This is a genomic window from Acinetobacter lwoffii (assembly GCF_029024105.1).
In the GTDB taxonomy this organism is placed as follows: Bacteria; Pseudomonadota; Gammaproteobacteria; order Pseudomonadales; family Moraxellaceae; genus Acinetobacter; species Acinetobacter lwoffii.
The window spans coordinates 1,125,033-1,149,711 of sequence record NZ_CP118963.1 but is presented as its reverse complement, the minus strand read 5'-3'; the positions used below and the strand labels follow the sequence as shown (position 1 = coordinate 1,149,711).

Genomic DNA, 24,679 nt, shown 5'->3' with positions numbered 1-24,679 from the left:
GCTGTATTGAATTGTCAGGCCTGCAAGTTGAGCCAATTAATAAAATGCATGGCGATATTGCTGTATTCGGCTTCTGCTTTCTGGTTATTCGGATATTCCAGCTGATCAAAAATCACCTGTCCATTCACCAATTGACACCCCAAGATTAAGGGTAGGTGCACAGCGGGATGAGACATGCGAAAGGCCACATACTGCCTTTCCACAATTTGCTGAGCATAGCTTGCCGCCAGACAGTTCCTGAAAATTTTAGATTCCTCTAAAATCCGATCCAAAGTTTTAAGCTCTTCAAAACGCCAGTTGAAATACAGTAAAAATGAAACCTGAGTGATTGGCGTCCAGTTCACCAGTGCAAACTGTTTTTTCAGCTTGGCGATCATTTCCTGCTTTTGAATCTGATCATGCCAGACGACCGCCTGATTAAACAAACTGGTCCAGCTCAGATTTTTCGGTATTTCTGTATGGCTGGAAAAATACTCTACCAGATAGTCACGCACATAACTGTCAAAGAGCGACTCCCGTACATGCCCGCTTTGCAAATAAAATAGCTGCCTGAACTCAGTAAAAGGAATTCGATAGCGGTGCAGAACATTATAGAAATCACGGTTCTGCTGGCTTGGAGGCTGAATATACACCAGAACCTCATCTGGCAAATGCGCCGTAATTTTATATAAATACTGCATATAAGCCTGCATCATCCGGCTCAAGTTCAGATAAACCTTTTTGGTCAGCTGATCATCCATTTTGACCACATTGCGCAGCAGCTCCATCCATTCATCCAGATACAGAATTGAGGGACTAATCGCAATCCGTTGATCCTCAATCGATTGGCGTGTGCCTTTTAATACCACCGCCTGATTATGCTGGTGCTGAAACCAGTCGTGCTGGATTGCATATGCATGCATGCTATGAATAAACAATCGCGCCGAGACATATTGAAAATATTGTAAAGTCACCAGAATAATCTGTGGATGTATATGATGGCTGTCTATAAAACTTAAGGCCGTTACTGCGACCCGCACACTGCTATGCTGGATATTATTACTAATCCAGTCCAGTACCTCGGCCGGTTGCTTAAAGATCCAGTTCACGGCACGATGACAGTCAAAAAGTGGCAATCGGGCTACTTTTTTCTGCCATAAATACGGATGATTTTCCAGGAAATTCCGTTTGGATAATAAATCATCCCGATGCCACACGTCCCGGTTCATCAGACGGACAAAACCGAGCAGGTTACTCTGCTCCTCAGCATGCCGATACAGCAAGCGGATATCATCGGTGTGATCATTCAGTTCATGCAAATTAAAGCGCTCTTCAAAAGACAGCGACATAATCCGGAACATCGCCGGAGGCAAAAACTGTGCGGCGCTAAAACAGAACTCATCCAGACTGTCCATCAATGACTGGATCGACAGGAATTCAGCCTGCTGTAGACACTCCAAAGAAAAAGCCTGTTGCAAGCTTTCAAGAATCTGCTGTGGAATCTCTTGTTCATCCTGAATAAAGTTTTGCATGACAGGTGCTGTATACAACCCGGCCTTGATCAGCTGCTGGTCGATAATCTCAGCTTGAACAATCGACATTTGCTGCAAAAATTCGGACACCCGTTCCAGGCCATTAACCCACGCATAAACCTGAGCCAGGATAAGCTGACGTAACTGTTTGGCTTTGTCGCGTAAATACAGCGAATGCTGTGGTTTTAAATCGCCAGTCAGGAAATAGATATCCTGTAAAAAGAATTCCTCCAGGGCTTCTGCCTTACATTGCTGAAAATAAAAATGACTGTCAACCAAAGCAGGTGCAGCTCCAGAGTCTAGTGCATAGGGAGTATGAAACTGGATATAAAACAGGCCATCCACCAATTCAATCCGGTGTTGATCCTGCTGAATTTTTATTAAATTTTGTGCATTCAGATGACCAATCATCGCCATCTGGTCAAGATAAAGCTGGTTCAGCTCTGGAGAAATCCGTAAACATTGTTGTGCCAATAACCTTAAAGATGCTACCAAGCTTTCCTGTTCCATACGTGCACCTCGGTCATCTTAGAATCATCTTATTTTTATATTGGATCATGCTGAGTCCTTGATCGCCAATCAGTGAACATTTAAAAATACATTATGGCATCACTTGCACTATAAAACCGTCCATGCATCCTCATTGCTAAAAATAGAACATTTCAATAGATCATAGCCTAGATTTTACAGGAAGAATTTTTCTTTTTTAGTCTTGCTGACGTAGCGCCTTAAGCTCGGCCAAGCCGGTATAAATATGTTGCTGCAAGCTGTGTCGAAATGCAATCAGCTCTTCCTGAGTCTGAACCTGAGCAATCGATTGTCGCGGCATAAACTGAAAATAAAATGGCAGGCGTTTTGGGAATAATCGTTTAGGCAAAGATGGAATCACATCGCCCTGACGTAGTAATTTATTGAGTTGTGGTACTTTGAGGAGTTTTTGAAAATATTTATGCTGGATGATCTTATTGGCATCAAAGCCAATCTCATAGACTTCATCCCCACCGAGCGCGGCAAAAGGGACAATATCATAGTTGAATTCCTGAGCCAGCTTTAAAAATCCGTAACGCTGCTTCCAGATCAGTTGATACTGTTCACCCTGACGTTTAAGTACTTCGCGCCCACCTCCCGGAAACACCAGAATAGAATAACCCTGCTGCATCACAGCACGTACATAATGCTGGATGCCATCGACTGCCCCAAACTTCTTCACGGCTTCACGCCATAACGGTACATAAAAATGGCTATGATCCGCAATACTGACCACAGCCACCTTATGTTCGTTGTAGAGGTAATCAATCAGCATCGGCGCATCAAAGATGCCATACATGGAATGATTACCGACATACATTGCAGGTCGACTGGCATCCATATACTCAGCCCCTAAAAATGTCGGGGTAAAATATAACTTGGAGAAGGCACTTAAGCGCCTGATCCACTGCCCGTCATGCTTGGCCTGCAATCTGTCTACTCTCTATTTATTGCGGATTATGCCACGCGCTTTTGGACCAGAATCGAACCTACCGAATAACCCGCACCAAATGAACACAACACGCCGTATTCACCATCTTCAACTTCATGTGCAGTACGGTGTAAGGCGATGATCACCCCGGCAGAAGAAGTATTGGCAAACTCATTCAGAATGATCGGTACCAGACCAGGTTTGGCATTTTCTTTACCAACGACCAGTTTCAGAATCAGTTCATTCATACTGGCATTGGCCTGGTGTAACCAGAAGCGTTTAACACCTGTCGGCTCAATCTGATTCTTTTCCAGTTGCGCAGTAATCATTTTCGCAACCAGTGGACAGACTTCTTTAAATACCTTACGACCATCCTGACGGAAACGTTTGTCGTCAATGTCAGCATCTTCAGAGGTATTCAAGAAACCAAAGTTATTGCGGATGTTATTCGAGAACTGGGTAAACAACTCAGAATCTAGAATTTCAAAACCGGTTTTGCTGTCAGTATTTTCAATAATTGAAGCGGTTGCCACATCACCAAAAATAAAGTGACAGTCACGTGAACGGAAATCGGTATGTGCAGAGGTAATTTCTACATTGACCAATAACACACGGCGCGCGCCTGCTTTGATCGCATCATAAGCCTGTTTCAGACCAAATGTTGCTGCAGAACACGCCACGTTCATGTCATAGGCATAGCCTTTGATACCTAGAGCGGTTTGAATCTCGATGGCTACGGCAGGATAAGCGCGTTGCAAATTCGAGCATGACAGGATCACGATATCAATATCTTCGGCAGTCACACCGGCATTTTCCATCGCCTGCTTGGCTGCGATTACGCCCCATTCTGCTTGCAGTGAAATTTCATCATCTGCACGTTCACGTAAATTTGGACGTAAGCGTTTTGGATCAAGAATACCTGATTTTTCTACGACATAACGGCGTTGTACGCCAGATGCTTTTTCAATAAAGTCTGCACTAGAACCACGACGCGCTTCAACTTCGCCTGCAGCGATTTTGTCAGCATTTTCGTGATTAAACAGTTCCACATAAGCATTTAAACTTTCAACTAATTCTTCATTGGTGATGACGTGTTCCGGATGGAATAAGCCCGTACCCGTAATGCGGATGCCCATGTAAAATTCCTTATCTGAATTACCTATATCTTAACTGATTCCAAGACGATCCCATACTTTTTGCAAGCGAGTTGGAGACACGGGTGCTTTTGTTTTCATCGGTTGTGAAAACAATGAGATTCTTAACTCCTCGACCATAAAATACAATTCTTTCAGGCGAGGGTCATCTTTAAACTTGAATAATTTTTCCATCCATTGATCAATTTGGTCAATGGCGGAATTGTCCCTTTGTAGATTATTGGGCAAGCGCTCTAAACGCAAGATCAAGGCTTTCAAATAACGTGGAAATTCGCTCCATACATCGGAAGGTTTACGATATACAAAGTCTGAAAGGCTCATTAAATCAAGCTGATCTTCAATATCATTAATATTTTTTTCAAACACAGAATGGTCTAAAACCAATAATTTCCGGCGAATTTCCTGCCACTGGATATAAATATCCGTGATCTCTTTCAGGGCAACTTGACCATAAGTCAGGAAAGATTTTTTTACATCTTCAACCAGCTTTTGGAACTCTTGCGCATTGACAGGCAGCTCATTAATGGACATGTGTAGTGTGGCATAAACTAACATTTGTTCCAGTTGCGCTTTATCTCCAAGTGGCGAATAAGCCAGCGCCAAAGGTTTGGAAATCTGTTTTTTCAACTGGCGGGTCAAGTCTCCGAGTTGCATATGCACCAGTCGGATCACCCCTTCACGATGTTTTTTAACCGCTTCAGCCTGATCATTAAAAGTCTGAATCACCACACCCGATTCATCTTTCTGCTCCAGGGCAGAAAAAGCTTTAGTCGGAACCAGCGCCTGGTACTGCTTGACCACGACACCGGTGACTTTTTGTGAGGCTTCAAATACAAAGCTTTCCGGGAAGGTTTTAAATTCACCTTTAAGCTGTTTGACCGGACTATGCGTTTCAGTCCGACAGCGCGCTTTCAGCTCGGCAAGATCACGCCCCTGCTCAATGACACGACCTTTTTCATCAGTCACTTTAATAAAAGGCAACAGATATTGGTCTACCCGGTCAAAGCTGAAATCTTTCTCCGTGATTTGTTCGCCTCGCAGCTGGAATGCCAAGAAACTAAAAATATGTTTCTGTAAATCCTGCGCATCTACTTTTGCTATGAGTTTTTGTGCAGTATCCGGAATCGGCACCAGATTACGGCGCTTATCCTTCGGCAAAGCTTTTAGCAATGCTTCAATCAGATCCAGACGCCAACCCGGAATCCCCCATGACCAGATACCTTCATCGACCTGGGCCAAGGCTTGCAGGGGAATTTTAACTGTCGCGCCATCTTCATCATGACTCGGGTCAAAACGATAGGTTGCAGCCAGACGCAGGCTACCATTGTGCAAATAGTCCGGAAATTGTTGTGTCGTCGGCCGGTCATTCAGCCATAGCGCATCATCATCGACAAATAAATAACGCGGATTCTGAGGCTCAACCGTGGCACGCCAGTCTTCAAAAGTACGACGGCTGGCCACTTCAGGCGGCACTTTCGAGGCATAGAACTGGTAAATGGTTTCTTCATCAACCACTAGATCACGACGGCGTAATTTGTCTTCTACTCGCTCGACTTCTTCCAGTTTAAGCAAGTTATGCTTTAAAAATGGTGGAGTAATGCCTAAATGCCCAGTGGTTAAAGCATCCCGCAAGAAAATTTCATGCGCGGCCGCCTGATCTACTTTTTCATAATTGATTGGGCGTTTCGGCTCAATAATCAGACCAAATAATGAAATCTGATCATAGGCATTCACCACACCAGCTTTTTTCGACCAGTGCGGTTCAAAATAATGATGCTTGAGCAGGTCACGCGCGGCCAGCAGAATCCATTCCGGCTCAATCTTGGCTAGGGTACGCAAATACACCTGGGAAGTCTCGACCATTTCAAAGGCCATCACCCACGGCGTATTGGTCTTGTGCAAGGTAGAAGCTGGGAAAATCCGTGCTTTTTGCTGACGCACCGCCATAAAAACATTACGCTCATCGGTCTTGTTGGCGATAAATGATAAGAGACCGGTCAACAAGGCACGGTGCAGATTCTCATAACTGGCTTTATTTTCATTAAATGACAGTTTTAAACCCTTAGCCAAATCCACCAGCTGCTCATGAGTTTTCTTCCATTCACGTAAACGCAGCCAGCTCAGGAAGTGATTACGCGCAAAAGTACGGCGCTTATTTTCACTCATGCTGCCGCGGTTATTATGCAGCGTCTCCCAGAGTTTGATATAGAACAGGAAATCAGAATCGGCTTCACGGAATAGTGCATGTTTCTGATCCGCCTGCATCTGCTTGTCCGCAGGGCGTTCACGCGGGTCCTGAACTGCAAGTGCGGCCACAATCACCAGCACTTCATTCAGCACGCCAAAATGTGCACCACCAAGAATCATGCGGGCCAGACGTGGATCGATCGGCATTTTCGCCATTTGCTGACCGATCTTGGTTAAGCCACGGCTTTGAAGTCTCCCTTTCTCGAAGGGTGAGGCGTTATGCGACGCAAGAGAGGGATTTGCTTGATCATCTTCAGTTTTAGGAGAATTTTTCTCAGCCATTGCCCCCAGTTCAATGAGGAGCTTGCGGCCATCATTGACCAAACGATGATCTGGTGGTTCGATGAAATCAAAATCTTCGAGTGAACCCAAGCTCAGACTTTGCATCTGCAAAATTACAGATGCCAGGTTGGTTCGCTTTATTTCTGGTTCGGTAAACTCAGGACGGCTGAGGAAATCATCTTCAGAATACAGACGAATACAGACACCCGGTGCAATACGGCCACAGCGGCCTTTACGCTGATTGGCTGCTGCCTGAGAAACGGCTTCAATTGGTAGACGTTGCACCCGTGAACGATAGTTATAACGCGAAATACGGGCAAAACCGCTATCAATCACATACCGGATATTCGGAACGGTTAAAGCTGTTTCTGCTACGTTGGTGGCAATAATAATGCGTCGCCCGCCACCAGAAGGATTAAAGATTTTCTGCTGTTCGGCCAGCGCCAGACGCGCATATAAAGTTAATACTTCCGTATGGCGTGGCCCATGTTTGATCAGGGTTTCCTGTAACTCGCGAATTTCCTGCTCGGTACTGGCAAAAATCAGGATATCGGCATGTTCGGGATGACCTTTTTCCTGTGCATCCTGAAAGCATTCTTCGACTGCTTTGACCACAGCGCGAGGCAGGTTTTCTTCAAAATCATCAAACTCATCATCATCACTACCGCCAATGCTCATTTCCGAGATCGGGCGATAACGCAGCTCTACCGGGAAGCTGCGGCCTTCCACTTCAAAAATTGGTGCACCATTAAAGTAACTGCTAAAACGGTTTACATCCAGGGTTGCTGAAGTAATGATGACTTTCAGATCGGGACGACGTGGCAATAGCTGCTTCAGATAACCCATAATGAAGTCGATATTCAGCGAACGTTCATGCGCTTCATCAATAATAATCGTGTCATATTTGGTCAGGTATCGGTCATGCGTCAGTTCGGCCAGTAAAATACCGTCTGTCATCAAACGCACAATTGAGTCTTGTGAACCCTGTTCCGTAAAACGTACTTTAAAGGAAATTGATTCACCGAGTTTTTCGCCAACTTCTTCGGCAATACGCTGTGATACGCTGCGGGCTGCCAGTCGACGCGGCTGGGTATGTCCGATCATTCCGGTCAGGCCACGTCCAGCCAGCATAGCAATTTGCGGTAACTGGGTGGTTTTACCAGAACCGGTTTCACCAGCTACAATAATAACCTGATGCTTTTGAATCGCGGTAATCAGCTTGTCAGCATACTGGGTTACCGGCAGATCCTGATTTAGCTTGATGTTCGGAAGACGCTCAAGCCGTTGCCGTACTTTCAGATTGGATTTTTCAAATAATTCCTGATACTGCTTAGCATCTGCGTCTTTCCCTTTTTTCAGTCGATTTAAACGGTGACGGTCACGCGCCATTATCCATTGATCTACATTTAAATGACTCTGCACAGAGAAAACACCCACATCAAAAAACCGGAAAGGTTTATTTTACTTGGTTCATTAGATTTCAGATAGTCGTAGTTCTGTTAAGTGCCGGACAAATTGGCTTTGGCTGCCTGATTTCTCTCAATTCCGCACTATAAACCTGTCAAAATATCTAAATGACACGCATGAGTTTCCCTGATTAGATTTAATCATAAGTCCAAGTTTGGAATTGATATTTAAATTATTTTGTGGAAATTATGCTTTTTTCCGAATTGACCCTTGAATTTTTTGGTTTCAACATCATGTTTGCTAGCACGAGGAAAAAGAGATAATTTTGTCATCAGGCCATCATCTTGATGCTGCTCAATGAACAAAGCGATTTTGCCAAAGTGGCGCGTTTTTACTTAATTCGGTTTTTCCGATGTTTGTAATGTAAAAATACCATTTTAGCATCAACCAAAATTTCGATACTCTTATTCAAAATCAAAGACTACCTCAATCATGGAGACAATGATGAGCTTAATTAATACTGAAGTTAAACCATTTAAAGCAACTGCATTCCAAAACGGCAAATTCATTGAAGTTACTGAAGCTGACCTGAAAGGCAAATGGTCTGTTGTATTCTTCTACCCAGCTGACTTCACTTTCGTTTGCCCGACTGAACTTGGTGACCTTGCTGACAACTACGCTGAATTCCAAAAACTAGGCGTTGAAATCTACTCAGTTTCTACTGACACGCATTTCACTCACAAAGCTTGGCACGATTCTTCAGAAGAAATCAAAAAAATCCAGTATGTAATGGTTGGTGATGCAAACTGGACTCTTGCTAAAAACTTTGACGTATTAATCGAAGCTGACGGCCTTGCTGATCGTGGTACTTTCGTGATCGATCCAGAAGGTAAAATCCAAATCGTTGAAATCAACGCTGGTGGTATCGGCCGTGACGCTCAAGAACTTCTTCGTAAAGTTAAAGCAGCTCAGTATGTACACGCTCACCCAGGCGAAGTTTGCCCAGCTAAATGGAAAGAAGGCGATGCAACTCTTGCTCCTTCAATCGACCTAGTGGGTAAAATCTAATTTTAATTAGATTGAACTGATTCAAAAAAACCACGCTTTTTAGCGTGGTTTTTTATGGTTTGAACTTTTATGTCAGTGCAATACTGGATTTTATTTTTTTAAATTATTTTGTTAGGACTTTAAATATTGCAGTCCTATTTCTTTCTTGATCCATCATATAAAAATTCAGGCATATCTTTTGCTTCGCTTTCTCATAATCCTTACCGATTCTTACAATTGAGCTATACATCTGCAGAGCCATATGGCATAAGTTCAAATGATAAGATAAGAAATATTCAGTGGAGGAACGCATATGCAAAAACTGCTTACCGTGATTTCTTGGAAATACAATCCCTCAAGCCGCCACCTGAAAATTGTATACAGTAATGGTCATGCCGAGCTGTATCATCCCGTACCTGAATTTATTTATGACAACCTGTTAAGACGCCAAGACAAAGCCGCATTCGTAGAAAAGTATCTCGAATATAATTTACATTTTAATAAAATTTGCATGGATTGAAGTGAATCCATTTAACGAAATCCCAGCATCAGCAAAACTGCGCCTATGGGTACAATACTCATGATAAAACGTGGGTCTTGCTGAATTAAGGCAATAAACTCTTCGACTTCTGCTGCATGTGAAATGACATTATCGACCACCAGTAACCCGCCCTTTGCTTTAAGTAATCGACTCAAATGTGGCCAGTAACTGACATAAGCATCTCGTTCAGCATCTAACAGGATAAAATCAAATATTTCCTGTTCTGCCTCCAGATAAACCTGAGCATCAATTACTTTAAAATTGATTAAATCTGCAAGATCTATTTCTGTCGCATATTGCTTTGCCTGAGTAACCCGTTCTGCATCAACTTCAAGTGTTGTAATCATGGCTTGAGTCTGCCGAGCCGCTTCTGCCAGCCATAAGGTGGAATGACCAGTAGAGGTGCCAATTTCCAGAATATTTTTCGATTGTTGTGCACGAATCAGCATAGACAAAAATTGACCGGATTCTGGCTCTATATTCCGGTATCGGTGCAGGCGATCTGCCTGCTTAAGATCATGCCTATGAAATTTTTCATATAATTCTTGCATGAATATTTCAAATTCATCTGAGTTTTGCATCACTCTTCCCTGAGTCTGTTGGGCTTAAAGTGCCTGAATCAATTTAAAACGCTCCACTTCACGATCATCGTTGGTGGTAATGGTTTCAGTGAACATCGTTAAAGGACGTACCCAAATTGAATAATCACCGTAGAGACATTGATAAACCACTAGCTTTTCTTCAGTTTCACTGTGCGTGGCGACATTAAACACCTGATAAAGCTGTCCCTTATAATGTTGATAAATACCGCGTTGTAATTCCATCATTCGAGTCTCAAATATCTTGTTTTAATCTTAGCTGAAAATCCTTATTCTTGCTCTAAACTACTTGAAAATTAATCTTTCGCCCCCATATAGAACTTTGAAATTAATGATGAATTTTTTAATAAATCTGTAAATCCGATCAATAAAATAAAAACAAACTGTTTTACCTATTTATTCAATTCATTTAATATCCTGTTATCAAATAAACATTTACTCCTTTGGAGACGTTAGCAATGTTAGACCAAAATACTTCAGCTCAACTTAAAACCCTATTAGAACGTTTGGAAGGCCCGATTGAACTGGTGGCTACCCTTGATGGCTCTGACAAGTCAGACAAGATCAAGGAACTGGTCGAAGAGATTGCGGCACTTTCTGATCAGGTGACTACCCGTTTTGATGGCAGCAACAAACGTGTGCCAAGTTTTGGTATTGCCAAGGCCGGTGAACAGCCACGCGTGTTCTTTGCAGGCTTGCCAATGGGCCATGAGTTCACTTCGCTGATCCTGGCATTGCTGCAAACTTCCGGTTATGCACCGAAAGTCTCGGATGAAGTTCTGGCGAATATCAAGAGCCTGGGTGTTCAATCTAATTTTGACGTGTTCGTATCGTTAAGCTGCCATAACTGTCCGGATGTGGTTCAGGCACTCAACCTGATTGCCATCTATAACCCGGGCACTACTGCCACCATGATTGATGGGGCTTTCTTCCAGGACGAAGTCGAAGAACGCAAAATCATGGCGGTGCCGATGGTATTCCAGGACAACCAGCATATCGGTCAGGGTCGTATGACACTGGAAGAAATCATTGCCAAGCTGGATAGCAATACCGCTGCCAAAGATGCGGAAAAGCTGAATGCCAAAGATGCCTTTGATGTCCTGGTGATCGGTGGTGGACCTGCAGGGAATACTTCTGCGATCTATGCAGCACGCAAAGGCATTAAAACCGGGATCGTGGCTGAACGCATGGGCGGTCAGGTCATGGATACCATGGATATTGAAAACTTCACGTCTGTACAGAAAACTCAAGGTCCTAAATTTGCAGCCGAGATGGAAGCCCACGTGCGTGAATACGGGGTTGACATCATGAACCTGCAACGGGTATCCAACATCAAAGGTGCAGATGAAACTGCCAATGGTCTGGTGGAAGTGACCTTAGAGAATGGTGCCAAACTGGAATCTAAAACCGTGATTCTGTCGACCGGTGCACGCTGGAGAGAGATGAACGTTCCAGGTGAGCAGGAATACAAAACCCGTGGTGTGGCATATTGCCCGCACTGTGATGGTCCTCTGTTCAAAGGCAAACGTGTCGCTGTGATTGGTGGCGGTAACTCGGGTGTCGAAGCTGCGATTGACCTGGCAGGGATTGTAGAGCATGTCACGCTGGTCGAGTTTGATACCAAACTACGTGCGGATCAGGTGCTGCAAGACAAACTCAACAGTCTGCCAAACACCACCGTGATCAAGAATGCCTTGTCGACTGAAGTACTGGGTGATGGTGCACAGGTGACGGGTCTGAAATACAAAGACCGTGCCACAGATGAAGAGCATGTGGTTGAGCTGGCAGGAATCTTCGTGCAGATCGGTTTGTTGCCAAATACGGACTTCTTGAAAGAAACCCCAGTTGAGCTAACCAACCGTGGCGAGATCGTGATTAACGACCGCAACGAAACCAATGTGAAAGGGGTGTTTGCAGCAGGTGACTGTACCACAGTGCCGTACAAGCAGATCATCATCGCGACCGGTGAAGGTGCCAAGGCATCCTTGTCTGCTTTTGATTACATCATCCGTTCAGGGCAGTAAGTTTTAGACTAGCTCAAATAAAGCCCGCTTGATGCGGGCTTTATTTTTAATTGATGTTGTCATTATCTTTTTAGATTCAACTATATTTTCAAATAATGAATCATTTAATCATTTTCTTGATATGATCTTAGTCATGTAATTAATTTTTATCCTATATAGATACTATGTAATTGTCGGCAATCTCGTCTTGTCAGCCTAGAAAAGCTCTCCTATGATAGAGCAACAAATCATCTTTCATGATCGAAGAATAAAAAGGATAACATCCTGGGAGAAGAAAAATGCAGTATCAATATCATTGTGCCTGCTGTGAAAAAGTAGTCGACTCTACAGAAAAATCATGCTCAAACTGCGGCTCACATCATATCCGCAGCCCTTTTGGTTTTTGGGTTTTGTGTCTAGTAGCCTGCCTCGTTACAGCAATTGTGTTTAAAGTGGTGCATTTGTATGTGCAGTCACAACAAGAAGTTCCTGTACAACACTCATTATTGGATGTTTTAAAAGAAGAAGATAAAAGACTTCGCTAAATTTATTCATCTGACAGTAAAGACCTGTTGGTTCAAACAGGTCTTTTTATTAATCTTGAATAATTCAGATAGCTATGCGGAAAATAGCCTCATCAAATCCAGATTTGATTTACAATAGCTGTGGATTTGAATGAGAGATGTACCATGGTTCAGTTAATTAAAAAAGGTGGATTGCGTGAGCGCGCCAACCGTAGCCGCAGCTATCAAGGCTCTGAAAATACTGAAACCACTTTAAAGCCTAATCGTTATCAAATGGCAGTTAAAACACCAGACAATTTAGCCTCTCCTGCCCAGACCTCACCAATATCTCCAGCATTAAATGAAGATATACCACTTAATTCATCAGAATAAGTGCGTCATACCATAACCACAATGCAAATAGCAGAAATAGTCCGCCTGAAATCATATCAATATAACTCCCCGAACGCTGGTACAAGGTTTTAATTTTTGGTTGGGAAATCAGCATCATCAATAAAGCAAACGTAATAAAGGTCTGCAAGGGAATAATCACAGCCAACTGTGTTTTCAAATAATCGGAAGCAGACGAACTCAAGGCCAGTGAAAATACGCTACTAAAATAGATCAGTGTTTTAGGATTAGAAAGGTTGGTCCATAAGCCCAACATAAAATAGTTTTTAGCTTGCACCTGTCCATTTGTATCGTCGTCAGTCTGATGTCTATTTTTAAAGCTATGCACACCACCCTTTAACATGGCCCATCCCATTTTAGCCAAGAATATGCCACCCAAAAGCATTAAGGCGTGCTGGACCCATGGAAACTGGTCAATTAACACAGTAAAACCCGCAAGTGTCAGTACTACCCAAACCACAATACCGGCAGAGATCCCTGCAATAATTTTCAAGGCATTCTGGCGTGTGGTAGATGCGGCACTTTTGGCAATGAGCAAAATATCGGGACCGGGACTGAGTTGAGCAACAAAATGCAGGAGACAGATCGTAAAAAGCAGAGACATTAAAATAAGGTAAATTTATAAAAATATATTATAACGTTTGTTCAAAGAGATTAGAAAGCTCCAATAAAAAACCGAATCATCAGATTCGGCTTAAATAGAGTTTTTTAAATAAAACATTTATTTTGGATTGATATCTTTCATTTCAATTTTTTTCGCCTCAGGTCTCACTTCACGTGCTTCACCATCAATAATGGTGGAATCACCGCGACCTGATTGCTGATTTTGCATATCCTGCATTTGACGCATCATCTCGGCAAATGGGTTCTGGCCTTGTGCCCCACCCATATCGCCCATCATGCCACCCATCATTTTTTCCATCATGAGTTGCTGACGTTTCATCATCGCTTTCATTATAGCAGCCTTAAAAACCTGCTGAACCGCTGGAATGAGCATCAATACTGCCAATACGTCGGTAATCAATCCAGGAATAAGCAGAAAGAAACCTGCCAGAATTTTAGGTAAATTTCCTGTTAATGCAGGATCTGCACTCATCTGTCCCATCTGCATTTGCTGCATTTGTGGCATTACACCGGCCGAGTATTTACGGATCATATTCATACCAATAAAAAATGCGGCCACAAACCAGAAAAATACGTACCACATGCTCCCGACGAGGTCACCCACGCCAATCCAGACAAATACTTCTAGGATTAAGCCTGCAAGGATAATAAGAAATAATTTCATGAAAATTAATCTAATCTCAGTAAAATAAATAATAGGATGCTGGAATCAACTGCTTCATCAGGATCAAGCTTTTTTGATACGCTTATGTAACAATATGGGCATTATTCTATTTTTAAAGTGCGGGCATGTCATTAATTATTGGGATTGACCCCGGTTCTCGTTTAACCGGTTACGGAATTATCGAAAAAGACGGCTCCAAACTGACTTTTGTTGATGCCGGCACCATCAGAACAGAAACGACAGAAATGCCTGAACGTTTAAAACGGATCTTTGCCGGCGTGGAGCGCATTGTAAAATTTTATGGTCCCACTGAAGCTGCAGTCGAACAGGTCTTTATGGCACAAAATCCGGATTCTGCCTTAAAACTCGGTCAGGCCCGTGGTGCTGCTGTTGCGGCACTGGTCAATCTGGATTTGAAAGTCGCTGAATATACTGCGCGCCAGATCAAGCAGTCGGTAGTGGGTTATGGCGCTGCGGATAAAGAACAGGTGCAGATGATGGTAATGAATATTCTAAAACTCAGCATCAAACCGCAGCAGGATGCCGCCGATGCTTTAGCTGCTGCTATTTGTCATGCCCACGCCTCAGGCAGTATGAGTAAAATGGCGGTATTGAATGCGTTGGGTGGTATGGCACGCGGCCGGAGTCGCGTCAGTAGCCGTCGTCGATAAGGTTTAACGCAATATACTAAAGTCTTGAACATCGAGATCGGATTTCAGATATTCCTGAATAATCGCTTGTACAGTTGCACGAGCAGGCCCTTGCCAACTTCGTGCAATCATTTCGCTAAGCTGTGAATCTGTTCCAACAATAACCGCCTCCACTTCACCCGTACTCAAGTTCTGCACACGCCCTTTCAGCCCAAGTGCTTGAGCCTGCTCGGCAAACCAGTAACGGTATCCGACTCCTTGGACTTGGCCTGAAATATTCAGTTTGATGACTGGCACACTATTCTCCTTAGCGATTCACAACCTGATAAATCGCATGTTTCATATTTTGAGCCTGTAAACCGCGTTCGCCATTTTTGGCCAGTTCATCACCTGCAAGTGCATGCAGCGTCACAATTTCATGCAAATAAATTTTTTGCGCAAATTGCGCCTTTAGACTGGCAATCATGCCGGCCAGCACATCCCCCATTCCGCCCGTGCCCATACCGGCATTCCCGGCATTGCAGATGTAAAGCCTTTCTTCCAGAATCAGGCTGCCTGAACCTTTTAGCACCCACTGTCCCTGATATTTTTGTTGCAGGGCATGAATGGCTGCAATCCGATCCATTTCCACTTCCGCAGTGCTACATGCTAGCAAAGTTGCAGCTTCTCCTGGATGTGGTGTGGCATAAGTCTGGGAATTCAAAACTTGAGGCTGCTTGGCCAGAAACCATAAGGCATCCGCATCCAAAACAACCTCCAGATCAGATTGCTGAGTCAGCTCAAACCAAGCTGTATATTGTTGCTCTGACCAAGAATCACGACCTAATCCCATGCCAAAACAGACTGCATCGACCTGCTGAATCAATGCTTGGCGTTGCTCCTGAGTTAAAAGATTGATATCACGCAGCATGACATTTGGTGCACGTGACAAAATCGCAGTATGGTGTTTTGCATCACAAACGATGGTGACTTTACCTGCTCCTGCAGCAAAGGCCGCCTCTGCCGCCATGATCACTGCTCCGCCCATATCGGCATGACCACCAATCACCAAGACATGACCATAACTGCCTTTATGACCAAAGGCTTCACGCTTGGGCAATTGAATCTGATGTGATGCAAGCTGGGCAATCGGTTGAAGTTCTGCGTCTGTTGGAATAGCAGAAATCAGTTCGATCTTGCCCGCATATTCTTTGCCTTGTCCGGTAAACAGTCCTGCCTTAAGCCCTAAACCCGTGAAAGTATAGTCAGCCTTGATCGCTACTGGCAAAGGCTGACCGGTATTGGCATCCAGTCCACTCGGAATATCGATCGAGATTTTGAGTCCAGTTTGCTGATTGACCGTTTGAATAACATTTTGCCAGTCAGAATCCAGTTGACGGTTTAGACCAATTCCGAATAAGGCATCGATATAGGCCTCATATTCGGTTTGAAAGTCAAAATGCGAATAAGGCTGCAAGTCAGCCTGTTTGGCATCTTGAATCGCTTTGACCAGATCTGGAGATGGGCCAAGCTCTGCCGCATAAATATCAACTTGGAAACCGGCCTGTTTGAGATATTTGGCTACGAGATAACCATCACCGGCATTATTGCCCGGACCACAGCAGACAGCGATCTTTTTAATTTTTTGCTCGGAAAATAAGGTGATCAGCCGCTGACTAATCCCCCAGGCGACTTGTTGCATTAAACCATAGGAACTATTTTGCTGCTGAAACCAGCGCTGCTCCCATGCTTGTAGATCGCGGCTATGGTAAACTTGTTGCTGCATTTCTTATTCCCTGTCTTTGGTTTATGACAACTCCCGATTCTCACGCGCAAATTCAAGTTTATCAACAAGATCCAGCCGAACTAAAAGCATGGATTAAAGCGCAGGCTTTAGAATTGGGTTTTTCTGATTGTGTCATTGCCAAACCGGATGCTCAAGCAGAATTAGTACGCTTACAGGAATATCTGGATCGTGGTTATCATGGTGATATGAAGTTTCTGGAAGACAATCTGGAAAAACGCGCCAATCCCGCCTTACTGGTTCCCAGCACACGCAGCATTATCTGTGTGCGTATGGATTATCTGGTCGAGGCACCAGAACCACGTTATATCCCTTATGCACCTAACTCTGCCATTATCGCGCGTTATGCCCGTGGCCGGGATTATCACAAAACCATGCGGGGTCGCTTGAAAACCCTGGCAACAAGAATCCGGGAAAAAGTCGGAGATTTTGAATCACGCCCATTTGCCGATTCTGCGCCAATTTTTGAAAAATCGCTGGCTGAAAGTGCAGGTATGGGCTGGACAGGTAAACACACCCTTCTGATTCATAAAACATCCGGCTCATTCTTTGTTTTGGGTGAATTGTTTACTTCATTGGAACTGCCTTTTGATGAACCTGCAACGAAACATTGTGGCTCCTGTACTGCCTGTATCGACATTTGTCCGACTCAAGCCATTGTAGAACCGTATATGCTGGATGCACGACGCTGTATCGCCTATCTGACCATCGAATATAAAGGCATTATTCCAGAAGATTTGCGACGCGGAATTGGCAACCGTGTTTTTGGTTGTGATGACTGCCAGCTGATTTGCCCCTGGAATAGTTTTGCCCAAGTCACCTCAGTAGAGGATTTTCAGTCACGGCATGGCTTGGATCAGGTCAGTTTACTGGACTTATGGCAATGGGATGAAGCCACCTTTTTAAGTACGACTGAAGGCAGCCCGATGCGTCGTACGGGTTATCAAAGTTTTATGCGCAATATCGCCATTGGTTTGGGCAATGCGCCTTTTGATGGGCAGATTATTCAGGTCCTTCAGCAACAGCGTGATCAGCATGATGAAATTGTACAGGTACATATCGATTGGGCGATTCAAGAACAACTGGCAAAATCCAGCTAATTTTCCCTCACCATTAAAATATATTTCAACTTTACCTAGATTCACAGTTTCACTTAAAAGCCTTACACACCCATGTTTCAGACTATGGCATAAATAAAAAGAGTCAGAAATGAAGTGGAGGAAAGATGATGTCATCAAAAAATCCAAATCAAGAACTGCTTGAGCAGCTTCAGCATGACCAGCAGAAGCAACAACAGCAACAGCCGCAACATGGCCCGATTAATTCCCCAAAAAACAATCAGCATGAACAGGATCAGCGCGTGTTTAACAAACAGCACCGTAGTGATCTGCATGGCCAGGATATTCATGGAAATCACAGTAATAAATAATCTGGTAACTGAAAAACAAAGCTCACCTCGTGTGGGCTTTGTCATTTATATAAGGTCATATTTTGCTAGTGAAGCAAGGTCGAATTTTTATTAAGATGAACCGAATGATAAATAAGCATAGATAGGGAAAGAGATGAACAGTAGTGATGCGGTACGTAATGATTGGTCACGTGAAGAAATACAAGCACTTTATCAGCAGCCTTTAATGGACCTAGTGTTCCAGGCGCAACAGGTTCATCGTGAACATTTCACCGCCAATACCGTTCAGGTCAGTACCCTGCTCTCAATTAAAACCGGTAAATGTCCTGAAGACTGTAAATACTGCTCACAATCAGCGCATTATGATTCCAAACTGGAAGCTGAAAAACGCATTGCAGTCAATAAAGTGATTCAGGAAGCCAAACAGGCGCTGGCATCAGGCAGTTCACGTTTTTGTATGGGGGCTGCATGGCGCAACCCGCATGAACGCGATATGCCTTATGTGCTGGAAATGGTACGTGAAGTTAAAGCACTCGGTCTGGAAACCTGCATGACACTGGGGATGCTAAATGGATCTCAGGCTGAACGCTTGAAAGATGCGGGACTGGATTATTACAACCATAATCTGGACACTTCTCGTGAATACTATTCACATATCATCAGCACGCGTAGCTTTGATGATCGTCTGGATACTCTGGATCATGTACGTCAGGCTGGTATGAAAGTCTGTAGTGGCGGTATTGTGGGTCTGGGTGAAAGTCGTGATGACCGAATTGGTTTGTTATATGAACTTGCAACTCTGGCAATTCATCCTGAATCTGTGCCAATTAATATGTTGGTGCCGATTGAAGGTACACCGATGGCAGATGTAGAAAAACTGGATGTGATTGAATGGATTCGTACTATTGCCGTGGCACGCTTGCTAATGCCTAAAAGTTATATTCGCCTTTCTGCCGGCCGCGAATCCTTAAGCGATTCGGATCAGGCTTTGGCGTTTATGGCCGGTGCCAATTCTATTTTTTCTGGTGAAAAACTGCTGACGACCCCTAATACATCCCAAGGCCGGGATCAGCAACTTTTTGCAAAATTAGGTTTAGTTGCAGAACAGCCAAAACCGAGTGTTCGCAGTCTGGCTACAGATGCAATGGCAAGCTAATCACTGTTTAAGTTAATGAACTCGCAGAAAAGTTATGTGCAGTAATTAAAATGCCATAACGGGCATTCAGATAATCTCCGACTCGGATTTGATCTACTCCATTGGCATGATGCACCATCAGCGCTTGCGTGACTGCATCATAGCTAAAGGAGTCATAACTATCTTGATGCAGGCTGAGCCAGTGCAGCGTATCTGCCAGGTTGCTGTCTACGATATAGGTATCTGCATGAAAATCTTTACTCATATGCCTGTTCATCGTGATGAAATTTCCCTTTAATTTTAACGGAAATTAGCCCATAACAAGCATAAAAAAAGTGAGCCATTGCTCACTTTTCTTGCAAAAACTTTAGTCCTTATTCGTACCGCACTTACGACACTCCCTGTGTTCCCCGATTTCTTGCATTTGCTCATATTCATAAATATGCAAACAAAACAATTTTCTTAAAAGCTGAAGCATCATTGAAACTCCTGTTTAATCATTTTTTTTTAATACGCTTCTTAAGATATTCCGTCCTGAAACATCATGATTTTTGACTAAAAAATCATCTCATATTAATTAGCATAATTTTTTCAGTTGTAAAATGCATTTCATCTACTTTTCACTTTTTTTGCAGATATTCTTTAAACTACATCACAATTATTCCATAAATATGAGCTTTTTTTGATTAAAGAGGATGTTTATGGAATCTAGATAACAAAAGTAATATCTGAGGGAGATGCTTTTTTATTAAGCTGGGAACGAAGAATCTTTATTTAAAGGCAAACTAGAAAAGTTCATTATCAGTGGAGGCAACCCATTTTAAGTCATTCGAGATAAGAGCGACGATCAACTAAGTGAATTGCTTACTTCAGATTTCATAATATCCAAAAACAAAAAACCACCTAGGATTAATGCACCTAAGTGGTTGTTTTATATGGTGGGCCCAGACAGACTTGAACTGTCGACCAACGGATTATGAGTCCGCTGCTCTAACCAACTGAGCTATAGGCCCTATATGCTGAAAACTTTATTTATCAATAAGTTCAGGCGTCATGAATACTAGCTAAGATTTTTTGGAAAGACAAGTGCTTTTATAACTGCTTGAACATTTAGGCAGCAATCATGGGCGACTTGTCTTAGTCAAAATTCAGTTACTTAAGACTTCAGTATAGGAGGCATATAGAAAAATGAGATACATGCTGCATCATTTAAGACAAATGAGCCTGTCATCTTGAATTTAATCCGGTCTACTAAGGGTAAAACTGATAGATTTAAGGTCTTAGTATATCTATAAGGTATTAAAATTCTTTATTGCTCAGGCAGCACTGTTAAAGGAATAGCCTTGAGCTCAAGAAGATAGAATGACTAGAATTCAGACTTCATTTCTTCGTCTTTATGTAAATCCTGCTTAATTTCGATCAAAGACCATACAATTATAAGCGCAAAAATCAATAGGGAGACTACGAAGGCTGTCATGTACGTCATACTTTTCAATCTCAGAGTAGAAAGAATAAGAAAATAGAAAAGACCTGTATCAGTCTTCTTCTTCGACAAAAGTCTAATAACTAAAGTGTGCTCTGGGTAGTCATTTTTTCATCATTTTAAGACTTTTTTTGTATCTAATGATATTTTTAAGATCTTAATATTGTTTTATTTATATATATTAACTCTTAATCTTGCAGCTTAAAAAGATGAATAAATCATAGATTTTTACATTATTCGCTGATTTTATTGGAAAGCCTATTGACTGTATGGGCGAACAAGATGAAATTATGCAGTTCTCTACATACAGCTTTTACTTCTCCGTACTTATGCTAAATAAATTCCTTGGCGAATCTGCATTTAAACTTGCAGGTTGGCAATATCATGTCGAACCCGATGTGCTTGAAGATAAACAGGTCATTATTGGGTTTGAACATACCTCAATGATGGATGCGGTACTGTCAATTGCCCTGTTCCAGATTTATGACCTCAAGGTTCATACCTTGATTAAAAAAGAATTATTTAAAGGACCGTTTAAACCGCTATTGAACGCTGTGGGTGGTATTCCGGTTGACCGCAAGGCCAGTAAAGATATCGTGACCCAGATGGTGGAACATTTTCAGAACAATGAAAAGTTCAATCTGGTGATTGCTCCCGAAGCAACACGGGCTAAACAAGGTGAAGCACGCAAACCAATCCGTACCGGTTTCTGGCATATTGCCAAGGCTGCCAATGTACCAATCGTGTTGTTATACGCCAATTCCAAAACTAAGCAAGGTGGCATTCTTGGCAAGATCTATCCGACAGACCTTGCGCATGACCTGGCTTTGATCAAGCAACTATATAAAGACAAGGTTGGCCTGGATATCGTTATTCCAGAATAAGCTTTTTAAAAATAAAAGCACGGACATAATCAGCGATTCTGCTGTTTATGTCCAAGTCATCTGTCCATATAAATGTATAAATAGAATTATAAATCCCCCTATCCTCTTTCTATTTTTCCTCGATATTTCACTTTTTTTGTTTTTATCCTGAAATCTCAAATCCAGGCACTTTTTTTTAAAAAAACGCTTATGGTAGAATTTCGGCATTCTGATAGGCATACAGCCAATCTACAAGGAGCATAGTTCGCATGGCGGGTCATTCCAAGTGGGCCAATATTAAGCATCGCAAAGCAAAACAAGATGCGAGTCGTGGTAAAGTTTTTACCAAATACATTCGTGAATTAACCACTGCTGCAAAGCTTGGTGGTCCAGATACTGCAAGCAACCCTCGTCTACGTGCTGTGGTTGAAAAAGCATTATCAGTGAATATGACACGTGACGTGATCAACCGTGCCATTCAACGTGGTGCTGGTGGCGAAGATAACGACGACCTGAAAGAAGTGACCTACGAAGGTTATGGTGTAGGTGGTGTTGCGGTTATTGTTGAAACCATGACTGACAACTTGAACCGTACTGTGCCTGACGTACGTCATTGCTTCTCTAAAACTGATGGTAACTTAGGCACCAATGGTTCGGTGGCATTCCTGTTCACGAAACGTGGTGAGATCACTTTTGAAGATGTGTCTTTGGAAGATCAAATCATGGAAGTGGCATTAGAAGCAGGTGCTGAAGACATCGAAGTCACTGAAGATGATATCTTGGTCATTACCACACCTGAAGCCTTCGGTGAAGTTCAAGATGCTTTAACTGCTGCAGGTTTAAAATCTGACAATGCTGAAGTAGTGATGAGTCCTTCAACCAAAGCAGAAATCACAGACATCGATCAAGCGAAAAAAATCATGAAAATGATTGATATGCTTGAAGATCTGGATGATGTACAAAACGTTTATACCAACGTTGAATTCTCAGACGCAGTTTTAGCAGAACTTGATGCTTAAATATGTCTGATTCAAAAAACGCACCTTAGGGTCACTGCTGTCCCATAGTTTGCTTTAAATAAAAAAACCTGAGTCCTAACAGTTAAAATATGAGTGCAAACAAACACTTTAACGACCAGGATTCAGGTTTTGTCACATCAGAATACCGTATTTCATGAGCTAATTAAACCTGTTGTGCGACAGGATTTTGAACAACTTGCTAAAGTACACCATGTTGGACAGAAATTTAGAGCGGCTTCCCGGTGGGATCAGTTTATTGCCATATTGATGTCTCAATTCTCTTGTAGACAAAGTCTGAGAGATATTCAATCCAATTTGGAGTGCCAACAGGAAAAGCTAAGTCATCTCGGAGCAAAGTCTATTCCCCGAAGCACGCTGGCACGAATCAATGAGCAGCAGCCTGCTGCCTTGTATCAACAGCTATTTCACAAGTTGCTTAAATACTATGAACACTCAAAAGTAGCTCATAAATTTCGCTTTAAGAATCCCTTGTATTCCTTGGATGCCAGTCATATTGACCTGTCGCTTTCCTTATGTGAATGGGCCAAAGTTCACGACTCAAAAGCCAGCATGAAACTCAGCATAGGATTGAATCACAGCAATGATATTCCTGAGTTTGTTGCAGTTGAAAATGGCAAAGAAAATGACATGGTACAAGGCCGCAAATTCCAGTTTCCTGCTGGCAGCATTGTAGTTTTTGATAAAGGCTATGTCGATTACCAATGGTATGCAAATCTGACTGCTCAAAACATTGGATTTGTCACACGTTTTAGGCCTAAATCTGTGTATCAGGTGATCCAGCAACATCCAGTGCTTGAATCCAAAGGTATTCTAAAAGATGAAACCATTCAGCTGAATAGCGCACATGCCCTAAAAAGAAAAGCCCCAGTGTTAAGAAGAATTGAATATAGAGATCAGCAAAGTGGCAAGCACTTTAGCTTTCTCAGCAATAACTTTCATTTAGCCGCCTCCACCATTGCGGCGATTTATAAAGATCGTTGGAAAGTTGAGCTGTTCTTTAAGGCGATTAAGCAGAATCTCAAATTAAAAGCGTTTCTAGGCCGCAGCAGGAACGCAATTCAGACACAAATCTGGATTGCGATGATCGCCTATTTATTGGTGAGTTTCGCTCAACATTTAGGGAAAACAGGTTGGACAGTTCAACGTTTACTCAGAATAATTCAAGTGAATTTGTTTGAAAGAAGAACTTTAAAAGCTTTATTTTCACCCGATAAAATACCCATAAAACAAGAGGAAGCTCAAATGAGCTTCCTCTTGTGAAAAATTGTGGGACAGCAATGACCTTAGGGTGCGTTTTTTTATGGCTGTCCACCACCCTAGCTTTGATTAAACTTTATTGAGTAATCCGCTACAGTTAAAGACATTATATTCTTTAATCACAAAGCTGGAATGCAGTGCCACCACATGCTCAATTTTTCCAATCCGCTTAAGCAGGATTTCACTATAATTTTCCATATCCCTTGCCACCACTTCGACAATAAAGTCCGCAGACTGACCGGTGACCAAAAAGGCATTAATCACTTCGGGAATACTTTCCAGTTCTTCCAGGAATTTAGCAAAAGTATCGCTATCATGTTTGCTTAAGGATACCTGTAACAGCACATGCAGGCTGAAACCTAATTTCTGGTAATTGATTTCACGTTTTAAGCCACTGATAATATTATGATCGATTAAGTGTTTGATCCTACGATGCACCGAACTGACAGATAAATTCACCCGCTCGGACAGTTCATTCAGATTGACATCTTCATGGGTCAATATTTCTAGAATATGTTTATCGAAACGATCCAGTTCCATTTTTATACTCTTATATCAATAATCAATAGATGCAGAAAATTTTGCGCCATCTCTGTTATACAATATTT

At 42.6% G+C, this 24,679-nt stretch carries 24 protein-coding genes and 1 tRNA gene; 12 read left to right on the top strand and 13 right to left on the bottom strand.

Going from position 1 to position 24,679, the window contains the following annotated elements:
* Window positions 1–14: 14 nt before the first annotated feature.
* From PYW33_RS05465 to hrpA, 4 genes are all read right to left on the bottom strand, one after another.
* Entirely contained in the window at window positions 15–2,021 is a 2,007-nt protein-coding gene (locus PYW33_RS05465; protein ID WP_004645493.1) for a hypothetical protein, read from the bottom strand.
* Between the two features lie 196 nt (window positions 2,022–2,217).
* Entirely contained in the window at window positions 2,218–2,970 is a 753-nt protein-coding gene (locus tag PYW33_RS05460) for a 1-acyl-sn-glycerol-3-phosphate acyltransferase (protein ID WP_026055750.1), read from the bottom strand.
* A 26-nt stretch (window positions 2,971–2,996) separates the two neighbouring features.
* Window positions 2,997–4,106, bottom strand: coding sequence for a beta-ketoacyl-ACP synthase III (locus tag PYW33_RS05455; RefSeq protein ID WP_004645496.1), 1,110 nt, complete (start codon window positions 4,104–4,106; stop codon window positions 2,997–2,999).
* A gap of 30 nt (window positions 4,107–4,136) precedes the next feature.
* On the bottom strand, window positions 4,137–8,075 hold the full coding sequence (gene hrpA / locus PYW33_RS05450; RefSeq protein ID WP_162131578.1) for an ATP-dependent RNA helicase HrpA: 3,939 nt from the start codon (window positions 8,073–8,075) through the stop codon (window positions 4,137–4,139).
* Window positions 8,076–8,564: 489 nt separating this feature from the next.
* On the opposite strand from hrpA, the gene ahpC reads away from it, so the two are divergent.
* Window positions 8,565–9,128 carry an alkyl hydroperoxide reductase subunit C gene (ahpC, locus tag PYW33_RS05445; RefSeq protein ID WP_004278916.1) on the top strand — a complete coding sequence of 188 codons (564 nt, stop codon included), beginning with the start codon at window positions 8,565–8,567 and terminating at the stop codon, window positions 9,126–9,128.
* A 292-nt stretch (window positions 9,129–9,420) separates the two neighbouring features.
* Complete coding sequence (locus tag PYW33_RS05440) at window positions 9,421–9,627, top strand: KTSC domain-containing protein (RefSeq protein WP_004645498.1); 207 nt, start codon at window positions 9,421–9,423, stop codon at window positions 9,625–9,627.
* Between the two features lie 11 nt (window positions 9,628–9,638).
* Here the strand turns inward: PYW33_RS05440 and PYW33_RS05435 are convergent, their stop codons facing one another.
* The gene (locus PYW33_RS05435) at window positions 9,639–10,229 is read right to left on the bottom strand and encodes an O-methyltransferase (RefSeq protein WP_004645499.1); all 591 of its coding nucleotides are present in this window, start codon (window positions 10,227–10,229) and stop codon (window positions 9,639–9,641) included.
* 24 nt (window positions 10,230–10,253) lie between these two features.
* Window positions 10,254–10,472, bottom strand: a complete 219-nt coding sequence (locus PYW33_RS05430) for a DUF1653 domain-containing protein (RefSeq protein ID WP_016806821.1) — start codon at window positions 10,470–10,472, stop codon at window positions 10,254–10,256.
* Window positions 10,473–10,705: 233 nt separating this feature from the next.
* Here PYW33_RS05430 and ahpF point away from each other — a divergent pair, with 233 nt between their 5' ends.
* The 3 genes from ahpF to PYW33_RS05415 all read left to right on the top strand — a co-directional run bounded on the left by ahpF (window position 10,706) and on the right by PYW33_RS05415 (window position 13,146).
* Window positions 10,706–12,271 carry an alkyl hydroperoxide reductase subunit F gene (gene ahpF, locus PYW33_RS05425; RefSeq protein ID WP_004645501.1) on the top strand — a complete coding sequence of 522 codons (1,566 nt, stop codon included), beginning with the start codon at window positions 10,706–10,708 and terminating at the stop codon, window positions 12,269–12,271.
* 278 nt (window positions 12,272–12,549) lie between these two features.
* A complete protein-coding gene (locus PYW33_RS05420) occupies window positions 12,550–12,795 on the top strand; it encodes a hypothetical protein (protein ID WP_004645502.1) in 246 nt (81 codons plus the stop codon).
* Window positions 12,796–12,939: 144 nt separating this feature from the next.
* Window positions 12,940–13,146 (top strand): hypothetical protein, encoded by a 207-nt coding sequence (locus tag PYW33_RS05415; RefSeq protein ID WP_004645504.1) that lies wholly within the window; start codon window positions 12,940–12,942, stop codon window positions 13,144–13,146.
* Here the strand turns inward: PYW33_RS05415 and PYW33_RS05410 are convergent.
* Together PYW33_RS05410 and PYW33_RS05405 are read right to left on the bottom strand one after the other, a co-directional pair.
* On the bottom strand, window positions 13,130–13,768 hold the full coding sequence (locus PYW33_RS05410) for a LysE family transporter (protein WP_004645505.1): 639 nt from the start codon (window positions 13,766–13,768) through the stop codon (window positions 13,130–13,132). The two genes, PYW33_RS05415 and PYW33_RS05410, sit on opposite strands and share 17 nt — an antisense overlap.
* A 117-nt stretch (window positions 13,769–13,885) precedes the next feature.
* Complete coding sequence (locus PYW33_RS05405) at window positions 13,886–14,452, bottom strand: FxsA family protein (protein ID WP_004645506.1); 567 nt, start codon at window positions 14,450–14,452, stop codon at window positions 13,886–13,888.
* A gap of 125 nt (window positions 14,453–14,577) precedes the next feature.
* Between PYW33_RS05405 and ruvC the strand changes: the two genes are divergently transcribed.
* Complete coding sequence (gene ruvC, locus PYW33_RS05400) at window positions 14,578–15,123, top strand: crossover junction endodeoxyribonuclease RuvC (protein WP_004278925.1); 546 nt, start codon at window positions 14,578–14,580, stop codon at window positions 15,121–15,123.
* Window positions 15,124–15,126: 3 nt separating this feature from the next.
* On the opposite strand, the gene PYW33_RS05395 is transcribed toward ruvC, so the two are convergent.
* Window positions 15,127–15,399, bottom strand: coding sequence for an acylphosphatase (locus PYW33_RS05395; protein WP_004645507.1), 273 nt, complete (start codon window positions 15,397–15,399; stop codon window positions 15,127–15,129).
* A 10-nt stretch (window positions 15,400–15,409) separates the two neighbouring features.
* On the bottom strand, window positions 15,410–16,867 hold the full coding sequence (locus tag PYW33_RS05390) for a bifunctional ADP-dependent NAD(P)H-hydrate dehydratase/NAD(P)H-hydrate epimerase (RefSeq protein ID WP_004645508.1): 1,458 nt from the start codon (window positions 16,865–16,867) through the stop codon (window positions 15,410–15,412).
* A 23-nt stretch (window positions 16,868–16,890) separates the two neighbouring features.
* Here PYW33_RS05390 and queG point away from each other — a divergent pair, with 23 nt between their 5' ends.
* From queG to bioB, 3 genes are all read left to right on the top strand, one after another.
* Complete coding sequence (gene queG, locus PYW33_RS05385) at window positions 16,891–17,985, top strand: tRNA epoxyqueuosine(34) reductase QueG (RefSeq protein ID WP_004645509.1); 1,095 nt, start codon at window positions 16,891–16,893, stop codon at window positions 17,983–17,985.
* A 125-nt stretch (window positions 17,986–18,110) separates the two neighbouring features.
* On the top strand, window positions 18,111–18,314 hold the full coding sequence (locus PYW33_RS05380; protein WP_004278929.1) for a hypothetical protein: 204 nt from the start codon (window positions 18,111–18,113) through the stop codon (window positions 18,312–18,314).
* A gap of 133 nt (window positions 18,315–18,447) precedes the next feature.
* The gene (gene bioB, locus PYW33_RS05375; protein WP_004645510.1) at window positions 18,448–19,449 is read left to right on the top strand and encodes a biotin synthase BioB; all 1,002 of its coding nucleotides are present in this window, start codon (window positions 18,448–18,450) and stop codon (window positions 19,447–19,449) included.
* A gap of 7 nt (window positions 19,450–19,456) precedes the next feature.
* Here bioB and PYW33_RS05370 read toward each other — a convergent pair whose 3' ends face one another.
* Both PYW33_RS05370 and PYW33_RS05365 read right to left on the bottom strand, forming a co-directional pair.
* The gene (locus PYW33_RS05370) at window positions 19,457–19,693 is read right to left on the bottom strand and encodes a hypothetical protein (RefSeq protein WP_016806820.1); all 237 of its coding nucleotides are present in this window, start codon (window positions 19,691–19,693) and stop codon (window positions 19,457–19,459) included.
* A 671-nt stretch (window positions 19,694–20,364) separates the two neighbouring features.
* Window positions 20,365–20,441, bottom strand: a tRNA-Ile gene (locus tag PYW33_RS05365).
* A 799-nt stretch (window positions 20,442–21,240) separates the two neighbouring features.
* Between PYW33_RS05365 and PYW33_RS05360 the strand changes: the two genes are divergently transcribed.
* The 3 genes from PYW33_RS05360 (at window position 21,241) to PYW33_RS05350 (ending at window position 24,074) form a co-directional block, all read left to right on the top strand.
* Window positions 21,241–21,795, top strand: a complete 555-nt coding sequence (locus tag PYW33_RS05360) for a 1-acyl-sn-glycerol-3-phosphate acyltransferase (RefSeq protein ID WP_004278932.1) — start codon at window positions 21,241–21,243, stop codon at window positions 21,793–21,795.
* Between the two features lie 248 nt (window positions 21,796–22,043).
* Window positions 22,044–22,793, top strand: coding sequence for a YebC/PmpR family DNA-binding transcriptional regulator (locus tag PYW33_RS05355; protein WP_004645516.1), 750 nt, complete (start codon window positions 22,044–22,046; stop codon window positions 22,791–22,793).
* Window positions 22,794–22,922: 129 nt separating this feature from the next.
* Entirely contained in the window at window positions 22,923–24,074 is a 1,152-nt protein-coding gene (locus PYW33_RS05350; RefSeq protein WP_004645517.1) for an IS4-like element ISAbe18 family transposase, read from the top strand.
* Between the two features lie 66 nt (window positions 24,075–24,140).
* Here PYW33_RS05350 and PYW33_RS05345 read toward each other — a convergent pair whose 3' ends face one another.
* On the bottom strand, window positions 24,141–24,611 hold the full coding sequence (locus tag PYW33_RS05345) for an Lrp/AsnC family transcriptional regulator (RefSeq protein ID WP_004645518.1): 471 nt from the start codon (window positions 24,609–24,611) through the stop codon (window positions 24,141–24,143).
* Between the last annotated feature and the right edge of the window lie 68 nt (window positions 24,612–24,679).

Excerpts from the sequence above, each read along its gene's own strand:
- PYW33_RS05465 (WP_004645493.1), bottom strand. The coding sequence starts at position 2,021 with ATGGAACAGGAAAGCTTGGTAGCATCTTTAAGGTTATTGGCACAACAA.
- PYW33_RS05455 (WP_004645496.1), bottom strand. The coding sequence starts at position 4,106 with ATGGGCATCCGCATTACGGGTACGGGCTTATTCCATCCGGAACACGTC.
- ahpC (WP_004278916.1), top strand. The coding sequence starts at position 8,565 with ATGAGCTTAATTAATACTGAAGTTAAACCATTTAAAGCAACTGCATTC.
- PYW33_RS05440 (WP_004645498.1), top strand. The coding sequence starts at position 9,421 with ATGCAAAAACTGCTTACCGTGATTTCTTGGAAATACAATCCCTCAAGC.
- PYW33_RS05435 (WP_004645499.1), bottom strand. The coding sequence starts at position 10,229 with ATGCAAAACTCAGATGAATTTGAAATATTCATGCAAGAATTATATGAA.
- PYW33_RS05430 (WP_016806821.1), bottom strand. The coding sequence starts at position 10,472 with ATGGAATTACAACGCGGTATTTATCAACATTATAAGGGACAGCTTTAT.
- ahpF (WP_004645501.1), top strand. The coding sequence starts at position 10,706 with ATGTTAGACCAAAATACTTCAGCTCAACTTAAAACCCTATTAGAACGT.
- PYW33_RS05420 (WP_004645502.1), top strand. The coding sequence starts at position 12,550 with ATGCAGTATCAATATCATTGTGCCTGCTGTGAAAAAGTAGTCGACTCT.
- PYW33_RS05415 (WP_004645504.1), top strand. The coding sequence starts at position 12,940 with ATGGTTCAGTTAATTAAAAAAGGTGGATTGCGTGAGCGCGCCAACCGT.
- PYW33_RS05410 (WP_004645505.1), bottom strand. The coding sequence starts at position 13,768 with ATGTCTCTGCTTTTTACGATCTGTCTCCTGCATTTTGTTGCTCAACTC.
- PYW33_RS05405 (WP_004645506.1), bottom strand. The coding sequence starts at position 14,452 with ATGAAATTATTTCTTATTATCCTTGCAGGCTTAATCCTAGAAGTATTT.
- ruvC (WP_004278925.1), top strand. The coding sequence starts at position 14,578 with ATGTCATTAATTATTGGGATTGACCCCGGTTCTCGTTTAACCGGTTAC.
- PYW33_RS05390 (WP_004645508.1), bottom strand. The coding sequence starts at position 16,867 with ATGCAGCAACAAGTTTACCATAGCCGCGATCTACAAGCATGGGAGCAG.
- queG (WP_004645509.1), top strand. The coding sequence starts at position 16,891 with ATGACAACTCCCGATTCTCACGCGCAAATTCAAGTTTATCAACAAGAT.
- PYW33_RS05380 (WP_004278929.1), top strand. The coding sequence starts at position 18,111 with ATGATGTCATCAAAAAATCCAAATCAAGAACTGCTTGAGCAGCTTCAG.
- bioB (WP_004645510.1), top strand. The coding sequence starts at position 18,448 with ATGAACAGTAGTGATGCGGTACGTAATGATTGGTCACGTGAAGAAATA.
- PYW33_RS05370 (WP_016806820.1), bottom strand. The coding sequence starts at position 19,693 with ATGAGTAAAGATTTTCATGCAGATACCTATATCGTAGACAGCAACCTG.
- PYW33_RS05360 (WP_004278932.1), top strand. The coding sequence starts at position 21,241 with ATGCTAAATAAATTCCTTGGCGAATCTGCATTTAAACTTGCAGGTTGG.
- PYW33_RS05355 (WP_004645516.1), top strand. The coding sequence starts at position 22,044 with ATGGCGGGTCATTCCAAGTGGGCCAATATTAAGCATCGCAAAGCAAAA.
- PYW33_RS05345 (WP_004645518.1), bottom strand. The coding sequence starts at position 24,611 with ATGGAACTGGATCGTTTCGATAAACATATTCTAGAAATATTGACCCAT.